20 protein-coding genes and 1 tRNA gene are annotated in these 25,111 nt (G+C 63.6%); 7 read left to right on the plus strand and 14 right to left on the minus strand.

The window, feature by feature from the left end; translation table 11 throughout:
* Positions 1-2 precede the first annotated feature (2 nt).
* The 5 genes from ptsP to ABD283_RS12080 form a co-directional block, all read right to left on the minus strand.
* Positions 3-1,733, minus strand: coding sequence for a phosphoenolpyruvate--protein phosphotransferase (gene ptsP, locus ABD283_RS12060; RefSeq protein ID WP_344225249.1), 1,731 nt, complete (start codon positions 1,731-1,733; stop codon positions 3-5).
* A 13-nt stretch (positions 1,734-1,746) separates the two neighbouring features.
* Positions 1,747-3,930, minus strand: coding sequence for a PTS fructose transporter subunit IIABC (locus tag ABD283_RS12065; RefSeq protein ID WP_344225250.1), 2,184 nt, complete (start codon positions 3,928-3,930; stop codon positions 1,747-1,749).
* A 59-nt stretch (positions 3,931-3,989) separates the two neighbouring features.
* Positions 3,990-4,946, minus strand: coding sequence for a 1-phosphofructokinase family hexose kinase (locus tag ABD283_RS12070; RefSeq protein WP_344225251.1), 957 nt, complete (start codon positions 4,944-4,946; stop codon positions 3,990-3,992).
* Entirely contained in the window at positions 4,943-5,734 is a 792-nt protein-coding gene (locus tag ABD283_RS12075; protein ID WP_344225252.1) for a DeoR/GlpR family DNA-binding transcription regulator, read from the minus strand. The genes ABD283_RS12070 and ABD283_RS12075 overlap by 4 nt, the downstream gene beginning before the upstream one ends.
* Positions 5,735-5,817: 83 nt before the next feature.
* Entirely contained in the window at positions 5,818-7,065 is a 1,248-nt protein-coding gene (locus ABD283_RS12080; protein ID WP_344225253.1) for an Nramp family divalent metal transporter, read from the minus strand.
* A 129-nt stretch (positions 7,066-7,194) separates the two neighbouring features.
* Here ABD283_RS12080 and ABD283_RS12085 point away from each other — a divergent pair, with 129 nt between their 5' ends.
* The 3 genes from ABD283_RS12085 to ABD283_RS12095 all read left to right on the plus strand — a co-directional run bounded on the left by ABD283_RS12085 (position 7,195) and on the right by ABD283_RS12095 (position 11,582).
* A complete protein-coding gene (locus ABD283_RS12085) occupies positions 7,195-8,940 on the plus strand; it encodes an ABC transporter ATP-binding protein (protein WP_344225254.1) in 1,746 nt (581 codons plus the stop codon).
* Positions 8,937-10,916, plus strand: a complete 1,980-nt coding sequence (locus ABD283_RS12090; protein ID WP_344225255.1) for an ABC transporter ATP-binding protein — start codon at positions 8,937-8,939, stop codon at positions 10,914-10,916. The genes ABD283_RS12085 and ABD283_RS12090 overlap by 4 nt, the downstream gene beginning before the upstream one ends.
* A gap of 63 nt (positions 10,917-10,979) precedes the next feature.
* Positions 10,980-11,582, plus strand: coding sequence for a TIGR03085 family metal-binding protein (locus tag ABD283_RS12095; protein ID WP_344225256.1), 603 nt, complete (start codon positions 10,980-10,982; stop codon positions 11,580-11,582).
* A 141-nt stretch (positions 11,583-11,723) separates the two neighbouring features.
* On the opposite strand, the gene ABD283_RS12100 is transcribed toward ABD283_RS12095, so the two are convergent.
* Complete coding sequence (locus tag ABD283_RS12100) at positions 11,724-12,230, minus strand: ferritin (RefSeq protein ID WP_344225257.1); 507 nt, start codon at positions 12,228-12,230, stop codon at positions 11,724-11,726.
* Positions 12,231-12,405: 175 nt separating this feature from the next.
* Here ABD283_RS12100 and ABD283_RS12105 point away from each other — a divergent pair.
* Positions 12,406-12,479 (plus strand) — tRNA-Thr (locus tag ABD283_RS12105).
* A gap of 74 nt (positions 12,480-12,553) precedes the next feature.
* On the opposite strand, the gene adhP is transcribed toward ABD283_RS12105, so the two are convergent.
* Positions 12,554-13,579: an alcohol dehydrogenase AdhP gene (adhP, locus tag ABD283_RS12110; protein ID WP_344225258.1), complete on the minus strand. Its 1,026-nt coding sequence runs from the start codon at positions 13,577-13,579 to the stop codon at positions 12,554-12,556.
* A gap of 161 nt (positions 13,580-13,740) precedes the next feature.
* Entirely contained in the window at positions 13,741-14,616 is an 876-nt protein-coding gene (locus tag ABD283_RS12115) for a DsbA family protein (protein ID WP_344225259.1), read from the minus strand.
* Between the two features lie 193 nt (positions 14,617-14,809).
* On the opposite strand from ABD283_RS12115, the gene ABD283_RS12120 reads away from it, so the two are divergent.
* From ABD283_RS12120 to ABD283_RS12130, 3 genes are read left to right on the plus strand one after another with little or no spacing between them, the layout of a single operon-like run.
* The gene (locus ABD283_RS12120) at positions 14,810-16,351 is read left to right on the plus strand and encodes an alpha,alpha-trehalose-phosphate synthase (UDP-forming) (protein ID WP_344225260.1); all 1,542 of its coding nucleotides are present in this window, start codon (positions 14,810-14,812) and stop codon (positions 16,349-16,351) included.
* Positions 16,344-17,147: a trehalose-phosphatase gene (gene otsB, locus ABD283_RS12125; RefSeq protein WP_344225261.1), complete on the plus strand. Its 804-nt coding sequence runs from the start codon at positions 16,344-16,346 to the stop codon at positions 17,145-17,147. Before ABD283_RS12120 ends, otsB begins: the two co-directional genes overlap by 8 nt.
* A gap of 1 nt (position 17,148) precedes the next feature.
* Positions 17,149-18,429: a DUF4032 domain-containing protein gene (locus tag ABD283_RS12130; RefSeq protein ID WP_344225262.1), complete on the plus strand. Its 1,281-nt coding sequence runs from the start codon at positions 17,149-17,151 to the stop codon at positions 18,427-18,429.
* Between the two features lie 13 nt (positions 18,430-18,442).
* Here the strand turns inward: ABD283_RS12130 and ABD283_RS12135 are convergent, their stop codons facing one another.
* The 6 genes from ABD283_RS12135 to ABD283_RS12160 all read right to left on the minus strand — a co-directional run bounded on the left by ABD283_RS12135 (position 18,443) and on the right by ABD283_RS12160 (position 25,056).
* Positions 18,443-19,399, minus strand: coding sequence for a transporter substrate-binding domain-containing protein (locus ABD283_RS12135; protein WP_344225263.1), 957 nt, complete (start codon positions 19,397-19,399; stop codon positions 18,443-18,445).
* Positions 19,400-19,407: 8 nt separating this feature from the next.
* On the minus strand, positions 19,408-20,268 hold the full coding sequence (locus ABD283_RS12140) for an amino acid ABC transporter ATP-binding protein (protein WP_344225264.1): 861 nt from the start codon (positions 20,266-20,268) through the stop codon (positions 19,408-19,410).
* Entirely contained in the window at positions 20,265-21,221 is a 957-nt protein-coding gene (locus ABD283_RS12145; protein WP_425552836.1) for an amino acid ABC transporter permease, read from the minus strand. Before ABD283_RS12145 ends, ABD283_RS12140 begins: the two co-directional genes overlap by 4 nt.
* Positions 21,222-21,380: 159 nt before the next feature.
* On the minus strand, positions 21,381-21,977 hold the full coding sequence (locus tag ABD283_RS12150; RefSeq protein WP_344225265.1) for a TetR/AcrR family transcriptional regulator: 597 nt from the start codon (positions 21,975-21,977) through the stop codon (positions 21,381-21,383).
* A 2-nt stretch (positions 21,978-21,979) separates the two neighbouring features.
* Complete coding sequence (locus ABD283_RS12155) at positions 21,980-22,795, minus strand: ferritin family protein (protein WP_344225266.1); 816 nt, start codon at positions 22,793-22,795, stop codon at positions 21,980-21,982.
* Positions 22,750-25,056, minus strand: a complete 2,307-nt coding sequence (locus ABD283_RS12160; RefSeq protein ID WP_344225267.1) for an HAD-IB family hydrolase — start codon at positions 25,054-25,056, stop codon at positions 22,750-22,752. The genes ABD283_RS12155 and ABD283_RS12160 overlap by 46 nt, the downstream gene beginning before the upstream one ends.
* Between the last annotated feature and the right edge of the window lie 55 nt (positions 25,057-25,111).

Raw genomic sequence — 25,111 nt, forward strand, 5'->3', positions numbered from 1 at the left:
GCTCAGAGTCCCAGCTGTTCCAACACGGGCAGCTGGGCTCGGACTGATTCCCTGGCCTCCTGGGCACCGGTCGCGTGCAGCGCGGTCTGCGCCACGGTGCGAGCCTGCCCCGGGTCGGTCCGGGACAGCACAGCGGCCACCGCCGCCAGCGAGCGCGGGCTCATGGACAGGGTGTCCACCCCCAGACCCACCAGGACCACGGCCAAGGCCGGATCCGCGGCGGCTTCACCGCACACACCCACGTTCTTGTGCTCTCCAGATGCCGACGACGCCGCTTGCGCACCGGCCGCCGTGCGTTCGATCATCCGCAACACGGCCGGTTGCCACGGCGAGTTGAGCTCAGCGAGGGAACCGAGCATGCGGTCAGCGGCCATCGTGTACTGGGTGAGGTCGTTGGTCCCCAGGGACACGAAGTCCACACGGTCCAGAATCTGCTCCGCGGTGATCGCCGCGGCCGGGGTCTCAACCATCACACCGGACACCTCGAGTCCCGCCGCGTGGACGAGACCGGCGAAATGCCCTGCTTCCCCGGCCGTGGAAATCATGGGCGCCATGACCCACACGTTCGCCTCGGTCTGATCCGCGGCCGCGGCTATTGCTTGCAGCTGGCGTTCCAGGACACCCGGGGTGGTCCAGTCGGTGCGGTAGCCGCGCACACCCAATGCGGGATTGGGTTCGGTGGTGTCCGTGAGGAACGGCAGGGGCTTGTCCGCCCCAGCGTCCAAGGTGCGCACCACGATCTTGGCGGAGCCGAATGCTTTGAAGATCTCGACGTACGCCTCCGTCTGTTCCTCGACCGTGGGTTCGGTGTCCCGACCCAGGAAGCAGAACTCCGTGCGCAACAACCCCACGCCCTGGGCGCCCGCCGCGGCAGCCGCTTGGGCGTCGTCGGCGGTGCCCACGTTGGCGAGCAATGCGACCTCGGTGCCGTCTGCGAGCGCGCCGTGGCCGTTGAAGGTCGCCAGCTGTTCCGAGGCCTTGTGCCAGGCGGTGACCGCCAGCTCCTGTTCCTCGCCCGGGTAGGTGACGATCGAACCTGCGGACCCGTCGACGAACACCCGGGTCCCGGACTCCACGTCGGTCACGCCAGTGGCGGCAACAACCGCGGGCAGACCCAGATTTCGGGCCAGGATCGCCGTGTGGGATTGCGGTCCACCGGATGAGGTCACCAGCGCCACCACGGCCTCCGGGTCGAGCACCGCGGTGTCCGCGGGCGCCAAGTCCTCGGCGGCCAGCACGAACGGTTCGGTGCGCTGGGGCACTCCGGGTGCAGGCATGCCGCGTAGTTCGGCAACGATGCGAGCTCGCACGTCCTCGATGTCCGCCGCGCGTTCGGCCATGTAACCGCCCATCGCGCGCATCTGGTCGGCGTAGCCGGTGGCCGCGTCCCACAGGGCACGTTCGGGGCTCACTGACTGGTTGCGCACCAGCTTGGCGGCATTCTTGATGAGCGCCTTGTCCCCCGCCATGAGGGAGGTCGCCTTGAGCACCTCGGCCGCGGCCTCGGAGCGGGCCCGTTCAGCGCGTTCCTTCAGCTCAGCTTTGACGGCCTTGGCCGCTTGGTTCAGGCGTTCGACGGCGGCCTCGGCATCTTCCACGAGCGGGTCCCCCTCCGGGGGTGCCTCCACGGGCGGTGCCATCGGGATCAGCGGCGCGATCACGCGACCGGGGCTGACACCCACGCCTGTGTAACGCATCTGCAAGGAATTGGTTTCTGACTGAGTATTTTCCATGTCGTTCACACCCTTAGGCGTTGACGGGAGCGGGTTCGGCAACGGTGGCCTCGGCGGCGCGTTTGCGTCCGCCACCGATGTGCTTGAGCGCCACCACGGTCACTGCGGTGATCACCGTGCCGGCCAGGACGGACACGATGAATCCGAGCAAGCCGCCAATGACGGGTGCGATCCAGATGCCACCGTGGGGCGCGGCCGAGGTAACACCGAAGGCCATGGTCATGGCACCGGTCACCACGCCGCCGAGCATGGAGGCGGGCAACACGCGCAACGGGTCGGCCGCGGCGAAGGGGATGGCACCTTCGGAGATGAAGGACGCCCCGAGCAGCCAGGAGGCCTTACCGTTCTCACGTTCCTGTGCCGTGAAGTACTTGCGACCCAGAACCGTGGAGGCCAGGGCCATACCCAGCGGGGGAACCATGCCCGCCGCGATGACTGCAGCCATGATTTCTTGCGGTGCGGTGTTGGCAACGGTTGCTGCGCCCAGACCGGCTGCGGCAAAGGAATACGCCACCTTGTTGATGGGACCACCCAGGTCCGCACACATCATCAGGCCGAGCACAGCGCCCAGGGCAATGGCGGAGGCGCCACTCATCCCGGTCAACAGTCCGGTGAGCCACTCCATGAACAATGCGATGGGGCCACCGATCAAGAAGAACATGAGGCCACCGGCGAACAGCGTGGCCAGCAGCGGAATAATCACCACGGGCATGAGCGACCCGAGCCAGCGGGGAAGCCTCGGAAGAGTGAGCCAGTAGGCGCACAGACCCGCAAGCAAACCGCCCACGATGCCGCCCAAGAAGCCGGCTCCCATGAAGTTGGCCACCAGGCCCACGGTGAAACCGGGGGCGATACCCGGCCGGTCGGCCAAGCCGTACGCGATGTAGGCGGCAAGTGCCGGGACCAGAAGACTCATCGAGAGGCTACCGATCTTGAACAGTACGGCCGCAATGTAGGCACCCAAGGACACGTCACCCAGGTTGCCCAGGGTCGCCGTCGCGAGAATCTCATCTGCCGTGAGGGGAAGCGCCTCCGCATCCCCGATCATGAACGCGATGGCCATGAGCAGACCACCGGCGGCCACGAACGGAATCATGTAGCTGACACCGGTCATCACGGCCTTGCGGATGCGGGTGCCCCAGCCTTCGGCGGCGTCGGAGGTCTGGCTCGCATCTGCGGGGTCACCGCTCACGCGCTTGGCGTCCGGATTGTCCGCAGCAGCCAGGGCCTCGTCGATCATTTCGCGGGGCTCGTCGATACCGCGCTTCACCGCGGACGCAATGTACGGCAGCCCGGCAAAGCGAGAGCGCTCCCGCACGTCCACGTCCGTGGCGAAAATGACGGCTTCCGCATTGCGAATCACCGAAGGATCCAGGCGGGTGGCACCGGATGAACCTTGGGTTTCGACCTGCAGGTCCACGCCCATCTCATCCGCGGTGTTCTTGAGCGAATCCGCGGCCATGTAGGTATGAGCGATACCCGTGGGGCATGCGGTCACGGCCACGAGTTTGCGAACACCGCCCTCACCTACTCCCTGGGAGACGGTGTCCTGTGAGGCGTTGCCCCGTGAATCGTTGCCCTGCGCCACGGCATTGGGGCCGGCCACCGCAGCGGCTGCTGTGGTGGAACCCGCCGCTGCGCCAGTGGCCGCGGTTCCGGTTGAATCAGAGGATGCAGCCGTCTGTTCCGCGCTGCCTGAAGGTGCGGCGGCGCCGTCGGCGGTGGGTGCGGCGTCGGCGGGCGTACCCAGACCCAGTGCGTCGTCCACGAGCTCGACCACGCGTTCCGAGGTCTCTGCTTCGCGCAGCGAAGCCACGAAGGGCTTCTTCATGAGCGAGCGCGCAAGTTTCGACAGCAGCTTGAGGTGTGCCTGGTCCGCTCCCGCCGGCGCGGCAATGAAGAAAAGAATGTCCGCGGGGCCGTCCTTCGCGCCGAAGTCGACCGGCGGGTGCAACCGCGCCATGACCAACGTGGCCTCGGTAACGGCCTCCGAACGGCAGTGCGGAATGCCGATGCCACCCGGAATACCGGTGGCGTTCTTGGATTCGCGAGCCAGAGCGTCCGCTGCCAGGGCGTCCGCGTTCTCCGCCCGGCCTTCGCGGTGAACGGTGTTCGCGAGTTCGCGAATCACTTCTTCGGTGGTGCTGCCCAGATTCTGGTCCAGCAGGACCAACCTGGGATTGATGAGGTCCGACATGAGAGCTCCTAGTGGTGTACGCGATGTGCGCAGGTGGGCCGGCCCGGCCCGGGGGCCAGCTACAAGGCCGTCACGGTCACGGCTTGCGGTGTGGTGTTGTCGATCGAGGGCATTTGGGTGCCGGGCAGAGCAGCCGCGGCGGATCCGTGGGCCACGGCTTGACGCAGACAGCTATCCGGCGACTCGCCACGGACATGGGCGATCAGATATCCGGTCAGTGCACTGTCCCCCGCGCCCACTGTGGATTTCACGGTCACGGGTGCATGCACTGCATGCCACGCGCCGTCCGGGGACACCAGGACGGCACCGTGGCCGCCGAGGGTGCACAGCACGGCCCCCACGCCACGTTCCATCAGGGAACGGGCCGCCGACGCCGCCGCGGCCGGGTCCGATTCGAGGGTCTCGCCGTCACTGCGGCCCAGTAATTCGGCAAGTTCCTCGCCGTTGGGCTTAATGAGGTCCGGCTGGGATTCAACGGTTTCCGATACGGCCTCGGCCAGCGGCTGACCCGAGGTGTCCACGGCAATGCGCGGTGCCGCACTCCCCAGGGCCGCGCGCACGCGGTTGGTGATGTGGGCGTAGATATTAGGGGCGGGTCCGGGAGGCACAGACCCCGCCAGCACCAGCCACTGCGCTCCGGCTCCGCGAGCAATCAGCTGGTCGATGATTCGGTCCACCGTGTTGGAGTCCAGTTCAGGACCGGGCTCGTTGATCTTGGTGGTGGTGCCATCCGGTTCCGTCACGGTGATGTTGGAACGCAGCGGGGCTCCCACGGAGACGGCGTTGTAGCGAACCCCCGCCGCGTCCAGTCCTTCGAGCAGCGGATCTTGACTGTCACCGGGGACCACGGCCAGGGTGTGTTCCCCGCTGAGCTGCAGTGCTCGCGAGATGTTCACCCCTTTACCTCCGGGATCCTGCCGAGTCCGGTCGGCGCGCTGCACCTGGCCGCGCTGCAAGGGTCCCGCGAGTTCCACGGTGCGGTCGACGGACGGGTTGAGCGTCACGGTGATGATCACGCGACAATCACCTCCACGTTTGCTTCCTCGAGCGCGCGGGAGAGTTCTGCTCCGGGCGCCCGATCAGTGATGAGAGTGTCGATTTCGGGCAGGGAGCAGAACTTCATGAGCGTTTCCCGGTCCTGCTTGCTGTGATCGCAGATCGCTACCACTCTGCGAGCGCCCCGGACAATGGCCGTTTTCACGACTGCTTCAATGGGATCCGGGGTGGAGAGTCCGAACTGAGCGTGGATGCCGTTACACCCCACGAACGCGATGTCCGGGCGGAGTTGCTCGTAGTGCTGACTTGCTCGCGCGCCGGTGGCGGCCCACGTGAGCTTGCGGATCCGCCCACCGACCAGTTCCAGGCCGATGCCCTCCGTGTCCGCGAGCTTGGCCGCAATATGCAGCGCGTGGGTGATGATGAGTCGCTCCTGGCCGTCCTGCAAGCCGTTGTCACGGCGCAGCAAGAGGTCGGCCAGCATTTCCACGGTCGAGCCCGCATCCAGGACCACCGCGCCCGCATCCGAATCGTCCAAGACGTCGAGCGCGGCCGCGGCGATCCGCCGTTTCTCGGTGGCGTTGATCCGCTGCCGAGAATCGATCCCCTGCTCCCCACTGGTGGATTGGTCCGCGGATACGGCACCACCGTGAACGCGTCGCAGCTTCCCCGATTTTTCCAGCACCGCAAGATCGCGGCGCACGGTTTCCATGGTCACGGAGAATCGCTTGGCCAACTCGGCGCCGTTCACACGGCGGGACTGTGCCACGAGTCGGGCGATCTCTTCTTGACGTTCCTCAGCGAACATTTTCACCTCACGGTTGGGGCTGCGACGATGATTCCCCTAACTAAGATGTGAGTTTATGTGTGCTTGTGTGGTTTTACTAGCCCCTAAGCCACACCAATTGCCATGAGTCCCAATAAGACAATATTGAGGACCACCACGAGTCCCGCGCTCACCCAACCAACCCCCGAGAGCAACGGTCCGTTCGTGAATTGCCCCAGCAGGCGGCGTCGCCCGGTGAAGTACACGAGCGGGATCAAAGCGAACGCAATTCCGAAACTCAGCACCACCTGGCTACCGACGAGCGCGGCTGTGGGCTCGGCGCCGATCGCAAGCAGGATGACCGCGGGAACCATGGTGAAGATCCGGCGCGCACATAAAGGAATCTGGCGGTGCAGCAACCCGGCGGTCACCACATCACCGGCGTAGGAACCAACCGCGGTGGACGCCAACCCCGAGGCGAGCAGGCCGATCGCGAAGACGACCCCCACCGCCGGGCCGAGGGCCTCCGCTATGGCCGCGTGCGCACCCTCGATAGTGTCTGTACCGTCCACCCCGTAGAGATTGCGGGCGGCCAACAACAACATGCCCATGTTGACCGACCCCGCGACGATCAGCGCTATCACCACGTCCACCCGCGTGGCCCGGAGAAGGTACCGAGTGTGCTGAACGCCGTGCGCGCCCCCGTGACGATCCCGGGACAGTGCGGAGTGCAGATAAATGGCGTGGGGCATCACCGTGGCGCCCAGCATGCTCGCGGCCAACACCAGTGACTGGGAACCCTCCAATCGCGGCACCACACCGCCCAGCACCCCCGCCGCATCGGGCGGCGCCACGACCAGGCCCGCCAAGAAACCCGCGGTAATAATGCCCAGCATGGCCAGAATGACGGTTTCGAAGATCCGCTGGCCACGGCGGTTCTGAACGGACAACACGGCCATGGAGATCACGGCCACGATCACGCCGCCCAACGGCAGGGGAACCCCGAAAAGCAACCACAGCGCCAAGGCCCCGCCAATCACCTCCGCAACATCCGTGGCCACCGCCATCAGTTCTGCCTGCGCCCAGTACGCGATGCGGGCCTTACGGGGCAGGGATTCCCCCACAATCTCCGGAAGGGATTTGCCCGTGACGATGCCCAATTTGGCCGAGAGGTACTGAATCACCATGGCCATCACGTTGGCAATCACCAGAACCCACACCAGCAGATAGCCAAAACTCGCACCCGCGCTGACATTGGCGGCAACATTCCCCGGGTCGACATAGGCGATGGCGGCCACGAACGCAGGACCCAGCGCAGTGATGACGCGGCGGGTGGCCGGCCGGTTTTCGACCGTGGTCCTGCGGTTGAACAAGGCGTCTCCTCGGGCAGAATGGCAAAGTTTCGGTGTACCGAAACTTTAGCCCGTTTGACTGTCTGAGCCCAGGCGTATCCTGTGGTCATAGTCGAGCGTCGCTCACTATGGACACAGTCAGGACCCCGCATGCTCTTGCGTTTGCTGCGCACCTACTCCCGCGCCTATCGGCCCTGGATCATCGCCGTACTCATCTTTCAGTTGGCCGCCACCATTGCCACGCTCTACCTACCCAGCCTCAACGCTCGGATCATTGACCAGGGTGTAGCTCGCGGCGACACCGATTACATCTGGCGCACCGGCGCGGTGATGCTCGGCGTTGCCTTCGTGCAGGTGATCGCCGCCGTGTTTGCCGTCTACTGCGGTTCCCGCACTGCCATGGGGTTGGGCCGGGATGTCCGCCGCTCGGTGTACCGCCAGGTCGGAGCCTTCAGCGCTCGCGAAGTGGGCAAGTTCGGGGCTCCCACCCTGATTACTCGCAACACCAATGACGTCCAGCAGATCCAGATGCTGACCCTCATGGGGCTGAACTTCATGGTCATGGCGCCCATCATGTGCGTGGGTGGGATCGTCATGGCGCTCCGGGAAGACCCGGGACTGTCCTGGCTCGTGTGGGTGTCCATTCCCGTCATGGGTGTTCTGTTGGGAATCATCGTGGCCAAGCTGATGCCGTGGTTCCGCATCATGCAAGACCGCATTGACGGCATCAACGGTGTGCTCCGGGAACAGATCACTGGTATCCGGGTCGTTCGGGCCTTCGTCAAGGAGCGGCACGAGACCGAGCGTTTCGCTCACGCCAATCAGCAGCTCACGGACATCTCCCTGAAGATCGGCGCCTTGTTCGTCCTGATGTTCCCCATCATCAACATGATCATGCACATCGCCACGGCCGCAGTGCTGTGGTTCGGTGGCCACCGGGTGGATCAAGGGCTCATCGAGGTCGGCTCCCTGACAGCCTTCTTGCAGTACCTGCTGCAGATCCTCATGGCCGTCATGATGGGCACGTTCATGATGATGATGGTTCCCCGAGCGGTGGTCTGTGCCGAGCGCATCACCGAAGTACTGGACACCAAGCCCACCATGAACGCCCCGGCCCACCCCGTGGAACCCGTATCCCACCACGGCACGCTCGAGTTCCATGACGTCACGTTCCAGTACCCCGGCGCTGAGGCCCCCGTGCTGGACCGCATCAGTTTCACGGCGGTGCCCGGCAAAACTCTGGCCATCATCGGCGCGACCGGTTCGGGGAAATCATCACTGGTGAACTTGATCCCGCGACTCTTCGATCCGGTCTCGGGAAAAGTCACCCTGGACGAGGTCCCCCTGACGCAGTACCCACCACAGAAGTTGGCCTCAAGCGTGGGGCTCGTTCCGCAGAAACCCTTCCTCTTCTCCGGCACCATTGCGTCCAACCTGCGGTTCGGCCGCCAAGAAGCTACGGACGACGAACTCTGGAAGGCCCTCGAGGTGGCTCAGGCAGATGGCTTCGTCCGGGAGAAGCCCGAGGGTCTGAACTCTCCGATCTCCCAGGGCGGCACGAATGTGTCCGGAGGCCAGCGGCAGCGGCTGTGCATTGCACGCGCCATTGTGACCGACCCCCGCGTGTACGTTTTCGATGACTCTTTCTCCGCGTTGGACGTCACCACGGACGCCAACCTGCGTAACGCTCTGCGCCCTGTCACTCGCAACTCGACCGTGGTGACCGTGGCGCAACGCGTTTCCACGATCACTGGTGCGGACCAGATCCTGGTGCTCGAGCACGGACGGATCACTGCCAGGGGGACGCACCAGGAACTGCTGGACTCCAGCGATACCTATCGCGAAATCGTCGAGTCTCAGCTCAGCGCTGAGCAGAGCACCGAGGGGCTTCAATGAGCGACATGGAAGCACCGGCCAAGAAGCCGCGGCATTTCTGGCCTTCCGCGATCCGGCTGGTCAAATTGTTGTTCCCGCACAAACTGGCGCTCACGGTGGTGTTCGCCGCGGTGATCGTGTCAGTCGTGCTGAGCGTCTACGCGCCTCGTGTGCTGGGTCGAGCCATGGACGTAATTTTCGCCGGCGTGATCGGTAGGCAACTGCCCGAGGGTGCGGACAAGGCCCAGGTGATCGACGGATTGCGAGCGCAGGGCCAGGACACCCTTGCGGACATGATGTCGGCCATGACCCTGGTTCCGGGACAGGGCGTGGACTTCACGCTCCTGAGCACGCTGATCCTCACGGTACTGGGCATGTACGCGGTGGCGTCGCTGCTCATGTGGTTGCAGGGCTATGTTCTGAACATCGTGGTGATGCGCGTGGTGTACAACCTGCGCGCGGAGGTGGAGCGGAAGATCAACGCTCTCCCCCTGAGCTACTTCGACTCACGACAGCGCGGTGACATGATGTCCCGTGTAACCAACGACGTGGACAACATCCAGACCGCTCTGCAGCAAGCGTTCTCCCAGCTGGTGCAGAGTGTGCTCACGGTCATCGGCATCACCGTGATGATGTTCATCGTCTCCTGGCAACTCGCGTTGGTCGCACTGATCGCCCTCCCGCTCTCCGCAGTAGCCGCAGGATTTATCGGTACACGGTCCCAGAAGCTGTTCACCCAACAGTGGGAGGCCACGGGTCACCTCAACGGCCACATCGAAGAGTCTTTTTCGGGCCACGAACTGGTGCACGCCTATGGCCGTCAGCACGACATGGACGCCACATTCGACGAGCGTAACGAGAAGCTTTTCAACGCATCCTTCGGCGCCCAGTTCATGTCGGGCACCATCATGCCGGTCATGCAGTTCATCTCATACCTGTCGTACGTGGGAATTGCAGTGTTCGGCGGTCTGCGCGTGGCCACGGGTCAGATGACTCTCGGTGATGCCACCGCCTTCATCCAGTACTCGCGCGAATTCACGCAGCCGCTGTCCCAAGTGGCCGGCATGGCAACACAGCTTCAGTCCGGCGTGGCCTCCGCGGAACGCACCTTCGAGTTGTTGGACGCCCAGGAGCAGGATCCTGAAACGGCCACCGAGCACCTGCCCGCTCGGTCCAGTGGACACGTTCGTTTCGACAACGTGAGCTTCTCGTACGACAAGGAGGCACTGGCCAACGGCGCTCGTCCACTCATCGAAGGCCTCTCGTTCGAGGCGCACCCCGGTCATACGGTGGCCATCGTGGGTCACACCGGCGCCGGCAAAACCACACTGGTGAATCTGATCCTGCGGTTCTACGAGATCGACCAAGGCTGCATCACCCTGGACGGCATCGATATCCGCGATCTGTCGCGCAAGGAACTGCGCTCCCAGGTGGGCATGGTGCTCCAGGATGCGTGGCTGTTCTCCGGAACCATCATGGAGAACATTCGCTACGGCCGTCAGGACGCCACCGATGATGAAGTCATCGATGCCGCCAAGGCCACCTACGTGGACCGCTTTGTCCGAGCCCTTCCTGACGGCTACGAGACTCACATCGATGAAGAGGGCGGGAGCATTTCCGTGGGTGAGAAGCAGCTCATCACGATTGCCCGCGCGTTCTTGGCACAGCCTTCATTGCTGATCCTGGACGAAGCGACGTCCTCGGTGGACACCCGCACGGAACTGTTGGTGCAGCACGCCATGGCCGCATTGCGAGCCCAGCGCACCTCGTTCGTGATCGCTCACCGGCTCTCCACGATCCGCGACGCGCACACCATCTTGGTCATGGACTCCGGGAAAATCGTGGAGCAGGGATCCCACGATGAGCTCATTGCCTTGGGCGGCTACTACGCGGATCTCTACGATTCCCAGTTCAACGCCCCGGAAGCACACGCCGAGACCAGCGAGGTGCCCTCGGATCAGGATCCTGCCCAGGAAGCCCCCGCGGAGGGTCGCTAGTAATCAGCACCCTGCCCGTCTACCGTGGAAACTGACCGTACGCACTGCTAGAACGGATTCTCAATGACTAATTTCGCCAATGTTGAACGTCGCCACTTGGCCGCTCTGTTGCGCCGCGTAGGTCCGGATGCCCCCACCCTGTGCGAGGGCTGGAACGCGCGCGATCTGGCCGTCCACCTGGTGATTCGCGATGGCCGGCCCGACGCCGCCGTGGGCATCTTCGCACCCAAGGTCCCCGTTGTGGGTTCCCACTTCAAAACCGTGGAGAACAAGTACAACGACATGCCCTGGGAAGAGCTCGTCGACCTCGTGGAGCGCCCGCCGTTGCACTCCCCCGGACGCTGGTCCCCCGTGGACAAGCGCATGAACACCGGTGAGTTCTTCGTTCACCACGAGGACGTCCGCCGCGCCCAGCCCCAGTGGCACGCGCGGCAGCTGCTCCACGATGAGCAGAAGGATCTCTGGAACATTCTCAAGCTCATGGGCCCGGCTCTGCTGCGCAAGGAATCCAACTCGGTGGTGCTGTTGGCCAATGGCTTCGGTGCCGTTCGTGGAGGTAAGCGTTCCGCACGCCGCGTGGACCTGGTGCGCGGCGAACCGTCCGAACTGTTGCTGTGGGCCTTCGGCCGCCAGGAACAGGCTGATGTGGAGATCACTCAGGAGTAGGCAAGACCACCGTTGACAATCCTTCGATAGTGGCCGCTGGCAGGATGGCTGTATCGAATAAGTCCTAATAAGGGACAGCAAAAGGCCGGCACTGCGAATCCGCAGTGCCGGCCTTTGTCGCTCACCCCAAGTGCGGGCAAGCTATGCGACGGTGGGTGCCTTACGTGCGCCGAGCTCTCCGTCCAATCGGAGGACACCGGGACCGTCGTTATGGACCAGGCGCACTTGATCGCAGATCTCTTCCACGGTGGCCTCTTCTTCGATCTGCTCGTTGATGAACCAGTGCAGCAACGGCATGGAGTCGATGTCGCCCTCTTCCTGCGCCAGGCGGTACAGGTTGCGGATGGACTCGGAGACCTTGCGCTCGTGGTTCAGAGCGGCCTCGAAGCAGCCGAGAACGGACTTGTCCTGGATATCGGGTCCGGCCATGTCACCGATCTGGGGATCCCCGCCGCGGTCCACCATGTGATCGATGAACTTCTCAGCGTGCGTGATTTCCTCGGCGGCCTGGGCGCGGAACCACTTGGCGAATCCGGGCAGGCTCGCGACGTCCATCTCGATGGCGAGCTGACGGTACACAACCGTGGCCTGCAGCTCCATGGTGATCTGATCGTTGATAGCTTGGGCAAGTTTTCCCTTGATTTCCATGATTGATATGAAAGCACGTTTGAGTGCCGCTCGATAGTGAGTAATTCCTAACTAAGTACGGGCACCCTAAGTGATGCCGCTCTCAGCAACGGAGGGTCGCGGTTCGTCCATCCACGCGTTGTCCAGTAATATGGAGCGGTCCCACCGCCGTGCCACTCAGTTCGGCAACGGGCACGCCCCCTTAGCTCAGATGGCCAGAGCATCTGTCTTGTAAACAGAGGGTCGCCGGTTCGAATCCGGCAGGGGGCTCGGCAGGGCAACGGCCCGGATGCTGTCTTCAGCGTCCGGGCCGTTGTCATAGTCTGAGGCAGCCCAGCCGCTCGCTACTGGTACTTGATGACCACGCGGCCATCGATCTTGGCGTGGTGCATCTCGTCGAAGATCTGGTTGATCTCGCCGAGTTCACGGGTGTGGTACGTGGGATGAATCATGCCGCGGGCGTAGAAGTCCAGGGCTTCTTCCATGTCCTTACGCGTACCCACGATGGACCCGCGGATGGTCAGTCGTTTGAGCACGATGTCGAAGATCGGCGCGGGAAATTCTCCCGGGGGCAGACCGTTGAACACGATCGTTCCCTTGCGGCGGGTCATGTTGATCGCCTGGCCGAACGCATCAGGGTGCACGGCCGTGACCAGCACGCCGTGGGCGCCGCCGATTTCCTTCTGAATGGTTTCCGCCGGATCCGCTGCAAACGCGTTGACCGTGACCTCCGCGCCGTGCTTCTTGGCGAGCGCAAGCTTGTCATCGGCCACGTCCACGGCGGCCACGCGCATACCCATGGCTACCGCGTACTGAACGGCCAAGTGGCCCAGACCGCCGATGCCTGAAATCACGACCCACTCACCGGGGCGCACCTCGGTTTCCTTGAGGCCTTTGTACACGGTGACACCGGCACACAACACGGGGGCTACCTCATATGGGTCGGAACCTTCCGGTATGCGCGCGGCGTACTTGGCGTTGACCAGCATGTACTCGCCAAAGGACCCGTCCGTGGCGTACCCGGAGTTGCCCTGCTCCTCGCACAGGGTCTCCCAGCCGGATCGACAGTACTGGCAGTTACCACAGGCGCTTCCCAACCAGGCATTGCCCACCAGGTCACCCTCTCTGAGGTCGTCCACTCCCTCACCCACGGAGACCACGGTGCCCACGCCCTCGTGACCCGGAATCAACGGAAGCTTGGGCTTGACGGGCCAGTCCCCCTCCGCAGCGTGCAGATCGGTGTGGCACACGCCTGAGGAGATCAGCTTGACCAGGGCCTCGCCCGGCCCCGGCTGGGGGATTTCCACTTCATCAATCGTGAGTTCATCGCCAAAGTTGTGGACTACTGCTGCCTGGAAAGTCGAGCTCATCGTCATGCTCCTTTGCACGCTGTTGTCTAGATGCCCGCCGCAACGGAATTTCAGTATAGGAGACGGACATCACAGTCTCAATGAAAAACGGGCCCGGCACCGTGAGGTACCGGGCCCGCTTCAGCGAGATCCGTCGGGACTCGTACGCCCGACAGGCAGCCTTAGTTCTTGGCCTTGATGGCGTCGTTGAGGGCCTTCTCGAAGTCACCCTGTGCGTAGCGCTCGCCGTCCACGAAGATGGTGGGCGTCCCGGCGATTCCGTTGGCCACGGATTCCTGGGCCATGATGTTGACCATGGGGCGGTAGGTGTTTTCACTCAGCTGGTCGGCGGTCACGTTGGCACCGTGCTTGGACGCGATCTCGGCGATTTCCTCGTTGCTCAGGCCGCCGGAGCCCTGGTGGGAGAAGATCTCCTTGGTGAAGTCCATGTACTGCTCCGGGTCGACCTGCTCGGCCACCAGGTAAGCAGCGTTGGAGGCACGCGAGGAGTAGGCGTCCGGGCTACCGCTGTCCAAGAAGTTGAGGTTACGGTTCTCCAAGGTCACGTCCCCGGAAAGCACCTTTTCCTTGATCAGATCGCCGTTCTCGGCCTCAAAATCAGCGCAGTGGACGCACTCGAAGTCCTGGAAGACCACGAGCTGTACCGGTTCTCCGTTGTCCGCAGCGTCATCGGGGTTCACAATGCCGGGAGGGGTCTGGGACTCGTCCACGGTTTCCGGACGCTCGGGCACGTCGTTGATGTCACGTTCGTCCACATCCGAGGTGTTCTGGGGAATTTGGGACTCATTGACCTGAATGCCGCCCCACTGGTTGGCGCTGGCGGGCACCGGACCGGCCTCGGGAATCGTGTTCTTGTTGTTCTGCCAGACCACCAGCGCGATGATCAGGCCGATGACCAGCAGGAGAGCAATAATGCCCGCGATCAGGCCCTTGGACTTGCCATTGGATTTGCGTGCCTCGCGGTCCGCAATCTGACGGGCACGCTCGCGCGCCTGATCCGCGGTCGACGATCCGGCCGTGTTTTTCTGGGAAGCCATGGAGTCCGTGATTCCTTCCGGTCAAATGATGTGTCACGTTCAGATTACCCGGCCCCCGCGGTCACCACGATTCAGGGGTTGTCCAGAAAATGGGAGCTTCACAAGCGATCACCTTGTCCCCGCCCCACCCAATAGTTAGTACGCAACCTTAGAATGGGTGTAAACCCAATGTCGTGGGCGGAAGGAGTTCGTTGTGCTTGCAGACCAATCCGATCACCAAGTGGAGGTACCCACTGACGGGTACGACTTCGTGGTGGTCTCCAATCGACTTCCCGTCGATCGCGATATTGACGAGCACGGTGAGAGCACGTGGCGCCGCTCCCCCGGCGGCCTGGTGAGTGCGTTGGCACCGGTCATGGCAACGCGCGACGGCGCCTGGGTGGGGTGGCACGGTGCCCCTGACGAGACGCTCGAGCCCTTCGACCACGATGTATTCCACCTGGTCCCCGTGGGCCTCTCCGCACTGGAGGTCGAACGGTATTACGAGGGCTTCTCCAATGCCACGCTCTGGCCGCTCTACCACGATGTGATTGCCCCGCCCGAGTTCCACCGAACCTGGTGGTACGCCTACCGCAGGGTCAACGAGCGGTTCGCGCGCATGGCCGCTGAGACAGCCGCCCCGGGAGCCACGGTCTGGGTCCAGGATTACCAGCTCCAGTTGGTGCCGCGCATGCTGCGCAAGCTCCGCCCTGACATCACCATCGGCTTCTTCAACCACATCCCCTTCCCTCCCACGGAGATCTACTCCCAGTTGCCGTGGCGCAAGGCGGTCCTGGAAGGTCTTACCGGCGCGGACCTGATCGGCTTCCAGCGCCCCGGGGACGCGCAGAACTTCCAGCGCTGCGTACGCAAGTTCCTCGGGGTGCGCTTCACGAACGGCGCCGCTGAATTTTCCGAGACGGCCTTCGCGGACGACGACGCCGCGACGTCGTCGTCCGCGTCAGCTCAGGAATCGAGCGGGGCCGGGGACCAGAAGACGTCGTGGACTGTCCACGCGGCGGCCTACCCCATCTCCATTGATGTTGAGGCCATCCGCGAGTTGGCCTCGGACCCCAAAACCAAGAAGCGCGCCCAGGAAATCCGGCAGGAACTCGGCAACCCGGAGACCATTTACCTGGGCGTGGACCGTTTGGACTACACCAAGGGGATCCTGCATCGCATCAAGGCCTACGGAGAACTCCTGGAGGACGAGAAACTCTCGGTCGAGAATTCCGCCTTGATCCAGGTGGCCAGCCCGTCCCGCGAGCGCGTGGACTCCTATATCCAGTTGCGCGAACAGGTCGAGGGCATGGTGGGTCGGATCAACGGCCAGTTCGACACCATGGCCAACACGGCGGTGCGGTATCTGCACCACGGTTATCCGTTCGAGGAAATGGTGGCCCTGTACATGGCGGCGGACGTGATGCTCGTGACCGCGCTGCGTGACGGTATGAACCTGGTGGCCAAGGAATACGTGGCCGCTAAACAAGACCGCTCGGGTGCTCTGGTGCTGTCCGAATTCACGGGTGCGGCCGAGCAGCTCAAGCAGGCGATCCTGGTCAATCCGCACGACATCGACGGTTTGAAGGAAGCCATGCTGTACGCCCGGGACATGTCCGGGGCAGAGGCCAAGAAGCGGATGAGTTCCATGCGGCGACAGGTACTCACCCACGACGTGGTGGATTGGTCTCAGCGCTTCCTGGAGGACCTCGCCCAGTACGGCGAACAATCGGCAGAAAGTGAATCCCATGACTGAAACGGTCAGTGACGCTCTGGCCCGTGCTGCAGGCGCGGAGCACCTGTTGATCGCCTTCGATTTCGACGGCACTTTGGCGCCCTTCACCGAGGACCCCGCTGATTCGCGACCATTGCCCGAAGCCCGAGCCGCGCTGGATGCTCTCGCTGTCCTGCCCCGAACCACGGTGGCCATCATTTCCGGGCGGCCGTTGGAGTTCTTGCGTGACGTAGTGGATCCGGATCGCCACATGGTGTTGTCCGGATCCCACGGTGCGGAAATGGATCTGTCGGCCCTGCCGGATCTGCCGGAAGATGCCGAACATGACATCAATCTGACGGCGGAGCAACTGGCCCTTTTGGACCGCGCTGTGGACGCGACCGAAGACATGGTGTCCCGTTACCCGGGATCCCGCGCGGAGCTGAAACCCGCCGGGGTGTGCTTCCATACCCGGCCCATCAAGGACGCCGGGGTGTCTGAACGCGCTTTGCACGAGATGACCCGCGCCTACTCGGCTCTGGACGGTTTGCGCATCACCCCCGGGCAGCAAGTGGTCGAGTGTTCCGTACTGAGCGCGACCAAGGGTGACGGTTTGCGGATCATCAAAACCGCGGCGTCGCCGGACGTGACGGTTTTCGCCGGCGACGATGTCACGGACGAGGACGCCATGGAGCTTCTGACCGGGCAGGATCTCGGTATCAAGGTGGGGGACAAAGAAACTGTTGCCGCCCAGCGAGTGAGCGGACCGCAAGAACTCGCGGACCTCTTGGGCGTTTTCGCCGACCAACGGGCACGCGCGGTGACTAGTATCAAGTGACATGAACGCCTCCCCGGCACCAGCACCGCTCGGTTCACCCACACCCCCCGGTTCCCGACGGGTCTCGATCAACACCGCGTTCCCGGACCCGGCGCTCTTGGACCTGCCCTGGCATATTCCCCTCGAGGAATGGCCGCCCGAGGTTCTGGCGGCCTACCCGCGCGGGATTTCGCGCCACGTGGTGCGGTTTGCCCACGTGGGTTCCACGGTCGTGGCGGTCAAAGAAACCACACCCCATTACTCCCAACGGGAGTACGGGTTGTTACGGCGGCTGTTGCGCATGGGCACCCCGTCGGTCACCCCGGACGCGGTCGTCACCAACCGCTTCACCGAAGAGGGCGAACCGTTACCCGCCGCTCTCGTGACGGATCACCTGAGTTTCTCTCTCCCATATCGGGCTATTTTCGAGCAAGTTCCCTCCCCTCAAACGGTCGAGCTGCTCGTGGACGCGCTGGCCTCATTGATCGTCCAGTTGCACCTTTCGGGGTTCTACTGGGGCGATGTCTCGCTCTCCAACACGCTGTTCCGCCGCGACGCCGGTCATTTCGCCGCCTACCTGGTGGACGCCGAAACGGGTGAGATCCACAATGAACTTTCCCGCGGCCAACGCGAGTACGACATCGAATTGGCCCGTACCAATGTCGCTGGAGAGGTCATGGACCTGCTGGCCGGCGAACACATGCAGCGTCGCCTGGAGGAAGTGGGCTTGACCCCGGAGAACGTCGACCCGTTCGACATCTCGGACCGCTTGGTCTCCACGTACACCAGCCTGTGGGAAGAACTCACAGCGGAGGAGAGTTTCGCCCTGGATGAGCGCTGGCGTGTGCAGGCACGAGTGGAGCGGTTGAACGAACTGGGCTTCGACGTCGAGGAAGCTTCCCTGGAATCCGACGATTCCGGTCAGGTTCATTTGCGTCCTCGGGTGGTCGAACCAGGACACCACTCTCGACGCCTGCTGCACCTCACCGGGTTGGACACCCACGAGAATCAGGCGCGCCGCATCCTCACGGACATCAGCCAGTTCGGGCAGGCGTTGTACCCGGGCCTACCCGAAGATCTCACGGCACAGCTGTGGATGCGTGAGATCTTCGTGCCCATCATGGAGGCGGTTCCTGCGGAAATGCGGCGCAAGCTCGAATCCGCGGAGATCGTCCATGAGGTTCTGGAACATCGCTGGTTCATGTCCGAGAAAGCCGGAAAAGATATCCCGACAGGTAAGGCTGTGACGGACTATGTGCAGTCACAGTTGGCAAAGCGTCCGGACGAGAAGGACATCTTCTAGCCCTTCACTCGCCCTACGAGGGCATCCCCGTCTCCTCCGTGACGATCAGCGACTCGGGCAGGAACTCTTCTTCCAGCCCCCAGCGTGTGAGGGCTTCCCGGTACTCACCGGAGGAAATGGCAGATTGTAGCGCTGCCTGAAAAGGCCTGACCAGGCCAGAGTCCTTGAGCGTGGTTGCGGCCACGAGGGTCGAACTGGGCCACCCGGCGCTGATCTTGCCTCGAACCTCGAGATCATCGCGGGTGGCCGCGTAATAGGAGCCCGTGGGAAACGGCGACAAGTAGTACTCGATGCGCCCGGCCGCAAGCGCCAGGACCGCGTTGGTGTTGTCCAAGTAGAGATCCAGCGTTGCGGGTTTCTTACCTTCCGCGACCAATTGGTCGTTCCAGGCCATGATGATCTTTTCCTGGTTGGTACCCGGAGAAACCGAGAGTTTCCGCCCCGAGATGTCGTCCGGCGAACTCACCACCGGCCCCTGGCCCTTGCGCGCCAGGAAGCCCATATAGGCCGCGCGGTAGGTAGCGAAGTCGTAGAGTTTGAGCCGCGGTTCGGTGACACCCACGTTGGCGAAAGCCACGTGATACTCGTTGGCGCCGAGTTTGAGCGGCCAGTTTTCCCATGAGGTGACCTGCGGGTTCAGTTCGAGCCCCAGCTTGTCCGCGATGAGGTAGGCGGTGTCCACCTCAGAACCAATGGGGGTGACATCATCAGTCGCGCTGAATGCCAAGGGCGGGGAGGTGTTGAGCACACCCGCGGTGAGCACCCCACCCGCTGCGATTTTCTCGGGTAGCAACGCCCGCGCCGCGGGGTCCACCTCGGAGCGGACCCGGCTGTTCTGTTCGGGACTCAGGTCGAAGGGCACCCCGTCCTCGCGAGTTGGTTGCGGCTGCTCGGGCTGGGTGCACGCACTCAACCCCAATAAGCCCAGGCCACCCAGGCCGGCTGCGCGCAGCACCGTACGGCGGTCCATTGCGCGGCTCACAGGTTGTACGCCGGTTCCAGGACCGACCCCAGGAACGCCCGGGTCCGTCCGTGTTTGGGAGCGGAGAACACTTCGCGCGGCGGGCCTTGTTCCACCACGAGTCCGTCGGACATGAAGATCACGGTGTCGGCGACGTCGCGCGCGAACCCCATCTCGTGGGTCACCACCAGCATGGTGACGCCCTGCGATGCAAGGTCTCGGATGACGTCCAGTACCTCCCCCACCAGCTCGGGGTCCAAGGCCGAGGTAGGTTCGTCGAAGAGCACCACGGCGGGATCCAGTGCGAGTGTGCGTGCGATCGCTACGCGTTGCTGCTGGCCACCGGACAGCTGCCGGGGGAAAGCGAGTTCCTTGTCCTCCAGGCCCACGCGCTTCAACAGTTCCCGGGCCTTGGCCTTGGCTTCCGCTGTGGACCGTTTGAGCGCGGAGACTTGGGCTTCCATCACGTTGTCCAACACGCGAAGGTGCGGGAACAAGTTGAACTGCTGGAACACCATGCCCACGTTGGTGCGTCGGCGCAGGATCTCCTTCTCATGCAGTTCGTAGAGTTTGTCGCCTCGCTGTTCGTAACCCACCATTTTGCCGTCGATGGTGATGCGGCCGGCGTCGATGTTCTCCAGATGGTTGACCGTACGCAACAGCGTGGATTTGCCGGATCCTGAGGGCCCCAGAATGGCGGCGACCTCCCCTGGTTTGATGTCCAGGCTCACGCCTTCGAGCACCCGCACGTCTCCGAAGGACTTGTAGACGTTTTCGATCACCACGTGCCCATTGGCGGGCCGAACCTTCGGTTCCTGGCTCTTATCCTTCATCTGCTCCGGCGGAGTGTGCTGGCTGTTGTGGGCGTTGGAACTCATCGCGTGCCTCCCAAGCGTGAACGCAACCGCTGCAGCGGGGTGGGCGGGAGCGTCCGCACCGCACCGCGGGCAAAGTGACGCTCCACGTAGTACTGAATGATGTTGAGGACGGTCGTGATGATCACGTACCACAGCGTGGCCACCAGCAGCATGGGAATGACCTCATTGGTGCGGGCGTAGATCACCTGGATCGTGTAGAAGAGCTCGTTGTACGCGAGCACGTAGACCACCGAGGTGCCCTTGACCAGGCTGATGATCTCGTTGAATGCCGGCGGCAGGATGGAACGCAGCGCCTGGGGCAGCACGATGTGCGTGGAGCGGCGCCAGCGCGGAATACCCAACGACGCCGCTGCCTCCTGTTGGCCTTGGTCCACGGCCAGGATGCCACCGCGAATGATCTCCGCGGAGTAGGCGGCCTGGTGCAGCGTCAGCCCCAGCACCGCGGCGCCGAACTTGTTCACGATGTCCGTGGTGGGCACCTGGAAGAACGTCACGTCCGTGCCCGGAATACCCACGCTGATCACCTCGTAGAGATAGCCCACGTTGTACCAGAGCAACAGTTGAACCAGCAGGGGCACGGAGCGGAAGATCCAAATGTAGAACCACGCCACCGAGGACAGCAGACCCGAATTGGACATCCTCATGAGTGCCAGGATGAAGCCCAGGAGGAACCCGCCCACGGCCGCGATGACGGTGAGCAGCAGGGTGTTGCCCAGGGCGTTGATCACCGACTCCGCGGTGAGCCATTGGGCCACCACGTCCCATTGCCATCGGGGATTGGTCAGGAGTGACCACACGATGCCGAACAGCACCAGTGCCACCAGCGCGGTCCCAACCCAGCGCCAGGGATTTCGTGCGGGTACCACGGTCAAGGTCTCGGGCCGCTGTTGCGGTGTGCCGGGTGGCCCCGAGCGCTCTGTGTCCGCGGGCGCGGCGGTGGATGACGGTGTCACGCGATACTCCTGGACTGTCACGGGTAGGACTCACCGCCGGAGGCGGCAACGTCATTCACCGTAGGAGGTTCGGCGTCCGTGAACCCAAACGTCAGACGCAAAACTTCATAGTCGGGTTTTCAGCACGCGATCCGTCGTGAGTTGGAGACGGTATGAGTGTCACTCCCCACTCTCAACCGCCACGAGGTTCGTCAGCGTGGCGTGCACTCGGGCCGGCCAGTCGTCGCCCAAACTGCCAAACCTGGCCACGTGGGCGTAGGAAGCACCCAGCATGAAATCGATCACCACGTCCAGGTCAACGTTCTCGCGGATCAGCCCGAGTTCCACATCGCGCTGCAGAAGGTTGCGAAGAATTTCCATGCGCGGCCTGATGATCTTGCGACGCAGTACTTCCGAAATCGTTGAACCCGGGTCCTGAAGCAGTGTCAGAGCCACGCCCTTGCCCATGTCCTCGAACAGCACCTCGATGGCCTCGCGCATGCTGTCTTCCCAATCCCCCGAGGTGGGCGGGACCGGTGGAAGTGTGGAGTACACCTGCTCCAGAACGGCCTCGAGCAACTCGTCGCTGTTGTTGTAGCGACGATAGATCGAGGTCTTGGCAACGCCGGAGACTACCGCCACCGCTTCGATCGTGACCTTTTGGGGACCTGACTCGCGCAGCAGTTTCAACGCACCCGCCAGAATCTTCCGGTCGGTGCGAGCGGTGCGCGGGTCCGTTGCCCCTCCCTGTTCCGGCGTGGTCGTATCGGCCACCATACTCAGGCCGTTACGGTTTCCGACCGGTGAGACTCGCGCGCGTGCGCGGTCGCGTTATGGAAGATCCGCAGCCCGTCCATTCCCGGCAATCTGGCAATGTTGTGGTCCAGTCGATCAATCTCGCGGGCACCGTCCGCACCGCCGAAAAGCTCGCGCATCACATGGTCCACCTCGTCCGGGTCCATGACCCCGGAGCCCACGGGCGCCCAGAATTTTCGCAGGGCGAAGCGCGTGAGCCGCTGGGCCTTGCGGGAGGACTCCAAGCGACGTCGAGCCTGGGTCGCGTAGAAGGCAACGTGCCGAGACTCCTGAGCGGCAATCCGATTGAGTAGAACGGCGAGCACCGGATGCTTCTCGAGATCCGCCAACCGTCGGTACGCCGCGACCGCGGACCACTCGTTGGCTGCACCCCAGGCCATGTGGGTGGCGATGAAGTCCGCGCCCACCATGTTGGACAACAGCGACTGTTTGAGCGGCTTGAGCGCCTCGGACCACCCGAGCTTCATGCGTTTGGCCTTGAGCTCGTCGTAGTCGACCACGATGCCGTGCAAGCCCAGCACCTCGGCGAGCGCCTCACCGTGCCAGTACTCCTCGCGGTTCCACATGGTCATGAACGTGGAAACGTCCTTGTCCTGGTGCGAAGGAGTCACCAACATGTCTCGCATGTAGCACACGGTGTGGTACTCCACATCGCACATGTACCGCAGGCAGCGCAGGGTGCTCTCGGGCAGTGGGTGGGTGATGAATTCACCCATGTCCAGATCAGCCCATTTCACACGCTGCGATGTCTCTGCGAACTTGTCGATGTTGAAGGCCATGGCTCAGGCTTCCTCCAGTCCTCGATGGGCCAGTGCGACTTCTTGGCGCGGCGGTACAGCGGCAAATCTGGGTTCACGGCGTATGCGTGTCCGACCTGGGACAACCAGCTCGCGTCGGCCACGGAGTCGCCGTATCCGTAGGACCTGCTCAGGTCGAATCCGTTCTCTTCCGCGTAGCGCTTGAGCCACTGTGCGCGGGCCTCGTCCACGAGGGGCGGGGTGGCCAGGTAGCCGGTGAGCTTGCCGTCGGTGACCTCCATGCGTCCGGCCACCACGTGGTCGAACAGGTCCGCGATGGGGCTCACCAATAGGTCCAGAGAACCCGTGACCAGCACGGTGTGGTGTCCAGCTGCACGGTGTTCCTCGATCCGCTGCAGAGCACCCGGTCGCAGGCTTTTCTCCATGGCCCGGCCCAACGAACCGTTCATGAGCTCTTCCACTCGTTCCACGGACACGCCCTCGTAGCGGCGCAGGAACGCGCGGATGAATTCACCGCGGTCGCGGCGTTCTGCCTTGACGTAAGTGGGTGCGTTGCCGAGCAGTTCGGTGATCTCGCCGGGCCACTGCACCGGGCTCAGTTCCCTGCGGCGCAGCTTGGCGTACTGCGTGATGATGTTGCCGGACACCACCGTGCCTTCGAGGTCGAAGATCGCCACCACGTCGGTTCCGGACTTGAGTCCGCGCGGTCGGGATTCACGCTTGCGCGAGGCGGCTTTCAAACGACCGTAGGCGCGGGTCATCTCGGTGAGCGCGGGGAGATGTACGTTCTGCCAGTAGTCCCGCCAGTCGATGGCGCGCGGGTCGAAGTGCTGATCCTCGGGTGCGGACTCAGGAAGTGCCCGGTCCAAACGACGCGTGTGCGTATCGTCGAAAATCATTTCGGTGCGCGTGTAGTTCTGGTAGAGGTCCACGTAGGTGCGCAGCGACCCCAGACCTGTCTGCATCCGGTGCAGCGAGTTGGTCCACTCCCGGGTACGAGCCGTGGCGGGCAGGACGGCGCTCAGTTTGCCACCCGCGGCGGCGAGCTTCTCCTTGAGCGCGAGGCCGCGCTCCACGGCATTGTTGGCGGGGAACTTCCACTCGGGAACAGCAATGGGGTTTCCGTTGGAGTCCTCGAGCGGCTGTGCGAGGAAGAACTCCCGCACGTTCTCGTACATCTGGTGGAAGGGCAGGGGGTTCGAGGCCCCCGAGCACACCTGGTAGTAGGCTGCTTGCGGGTCGATATCCGTTTCTTCGGTCAGCTCGCCGGACGGCGCTCGGTGCCCCTGGGTGACCAGGGCCACGATGGCATTGACCACGAAGTCCACCGGGATCACGTCGAGAACGGAGTCGGGTAGACCCGGGAACTCGGGCAGCGCGCCCTTGGCATAGGCCATGATGAGCGGGTCCGCCACCTTGTAACCGTCGATCCAGCCCGGGAACGGGTAGCGCAGTGCGGATTCGATGATTGCCGGACGCACGATGGACAGCTGGTGTCCCGCGCCGGCCCACTTCTCCTCCGCTACACGCTCACCCAGGGCCTTGGTGAAGGTGTAGATGTCGGTCCAGCCCAGCGACTGTGCACGGGTGCGTCCGTGGTCGACCAGTCGTTCCTGGACCCATGCCTGCCGAGCCTCTTCCGCGGCGCGGGCCACAGACTTGGGACCTTCCTTGCCGAACTGGGAGGTGGCTTTCTCAATGAAGGACTGCAGCCGCTCCGGAGAGCGGGATTCCACCTGGGCGGTGTCCGCGGCACGGACCGCGGCCTGGAACTCCACGTCCCAGTCCACGCTGTGATCCACGGGTGCTTCTGGACGCAGGCCCTTGGCGATACCACCCACGTAGCACGTGGAAACGTGCACCACGTGGGGGTTCTGGCCCGTTGCCCGCAGCAACTCGTAGAGGCCCACGGCGCCGCCCACGTTGGTCTTGAAGGCCTCATCGATGGGCGGATCGAAGGACACGGTCGAAGCGGAGTGCACGACCACGTCGAAAGGTTCCGTAATGCTCGCCAGACCGGTGAGATCGCCCTCGAGGACGCTCGTGCGCTCCGTGAAGATCCCCTCCGCACGTTCCTTCCCCACCGATTCACGCCACGTCTTGAACACGGGTTTGCGCAGCAGCTGCTTCAGTCGAGCCTGCCCGGACAGAGATCCCTTGGGCCGGATCACCGCGGTGACATGGATGTCGTCGTGGCTGGACAGCAAGCGTTCCAGGACCGCCTGACCCAGGAACCCGGTGGCTCCCGTGAGCAGTACGCGCTTGGTGGTGGTCTGGGTCAACGGGATCCTCCGGAGGTAGGGGTGTTCTGGCACGCCCGTGGCGTGAAGACGGGGA

This window comes from Kocuria atrinae (assembly GCF_039531425.1).
GTDB classification, from domain to species: domain Bacteria; phylum Actinomycetota; class Actinomycetes; order Actinomycetales; family Micrococcaceae; genus Kocuria; species Kocuria atrinae.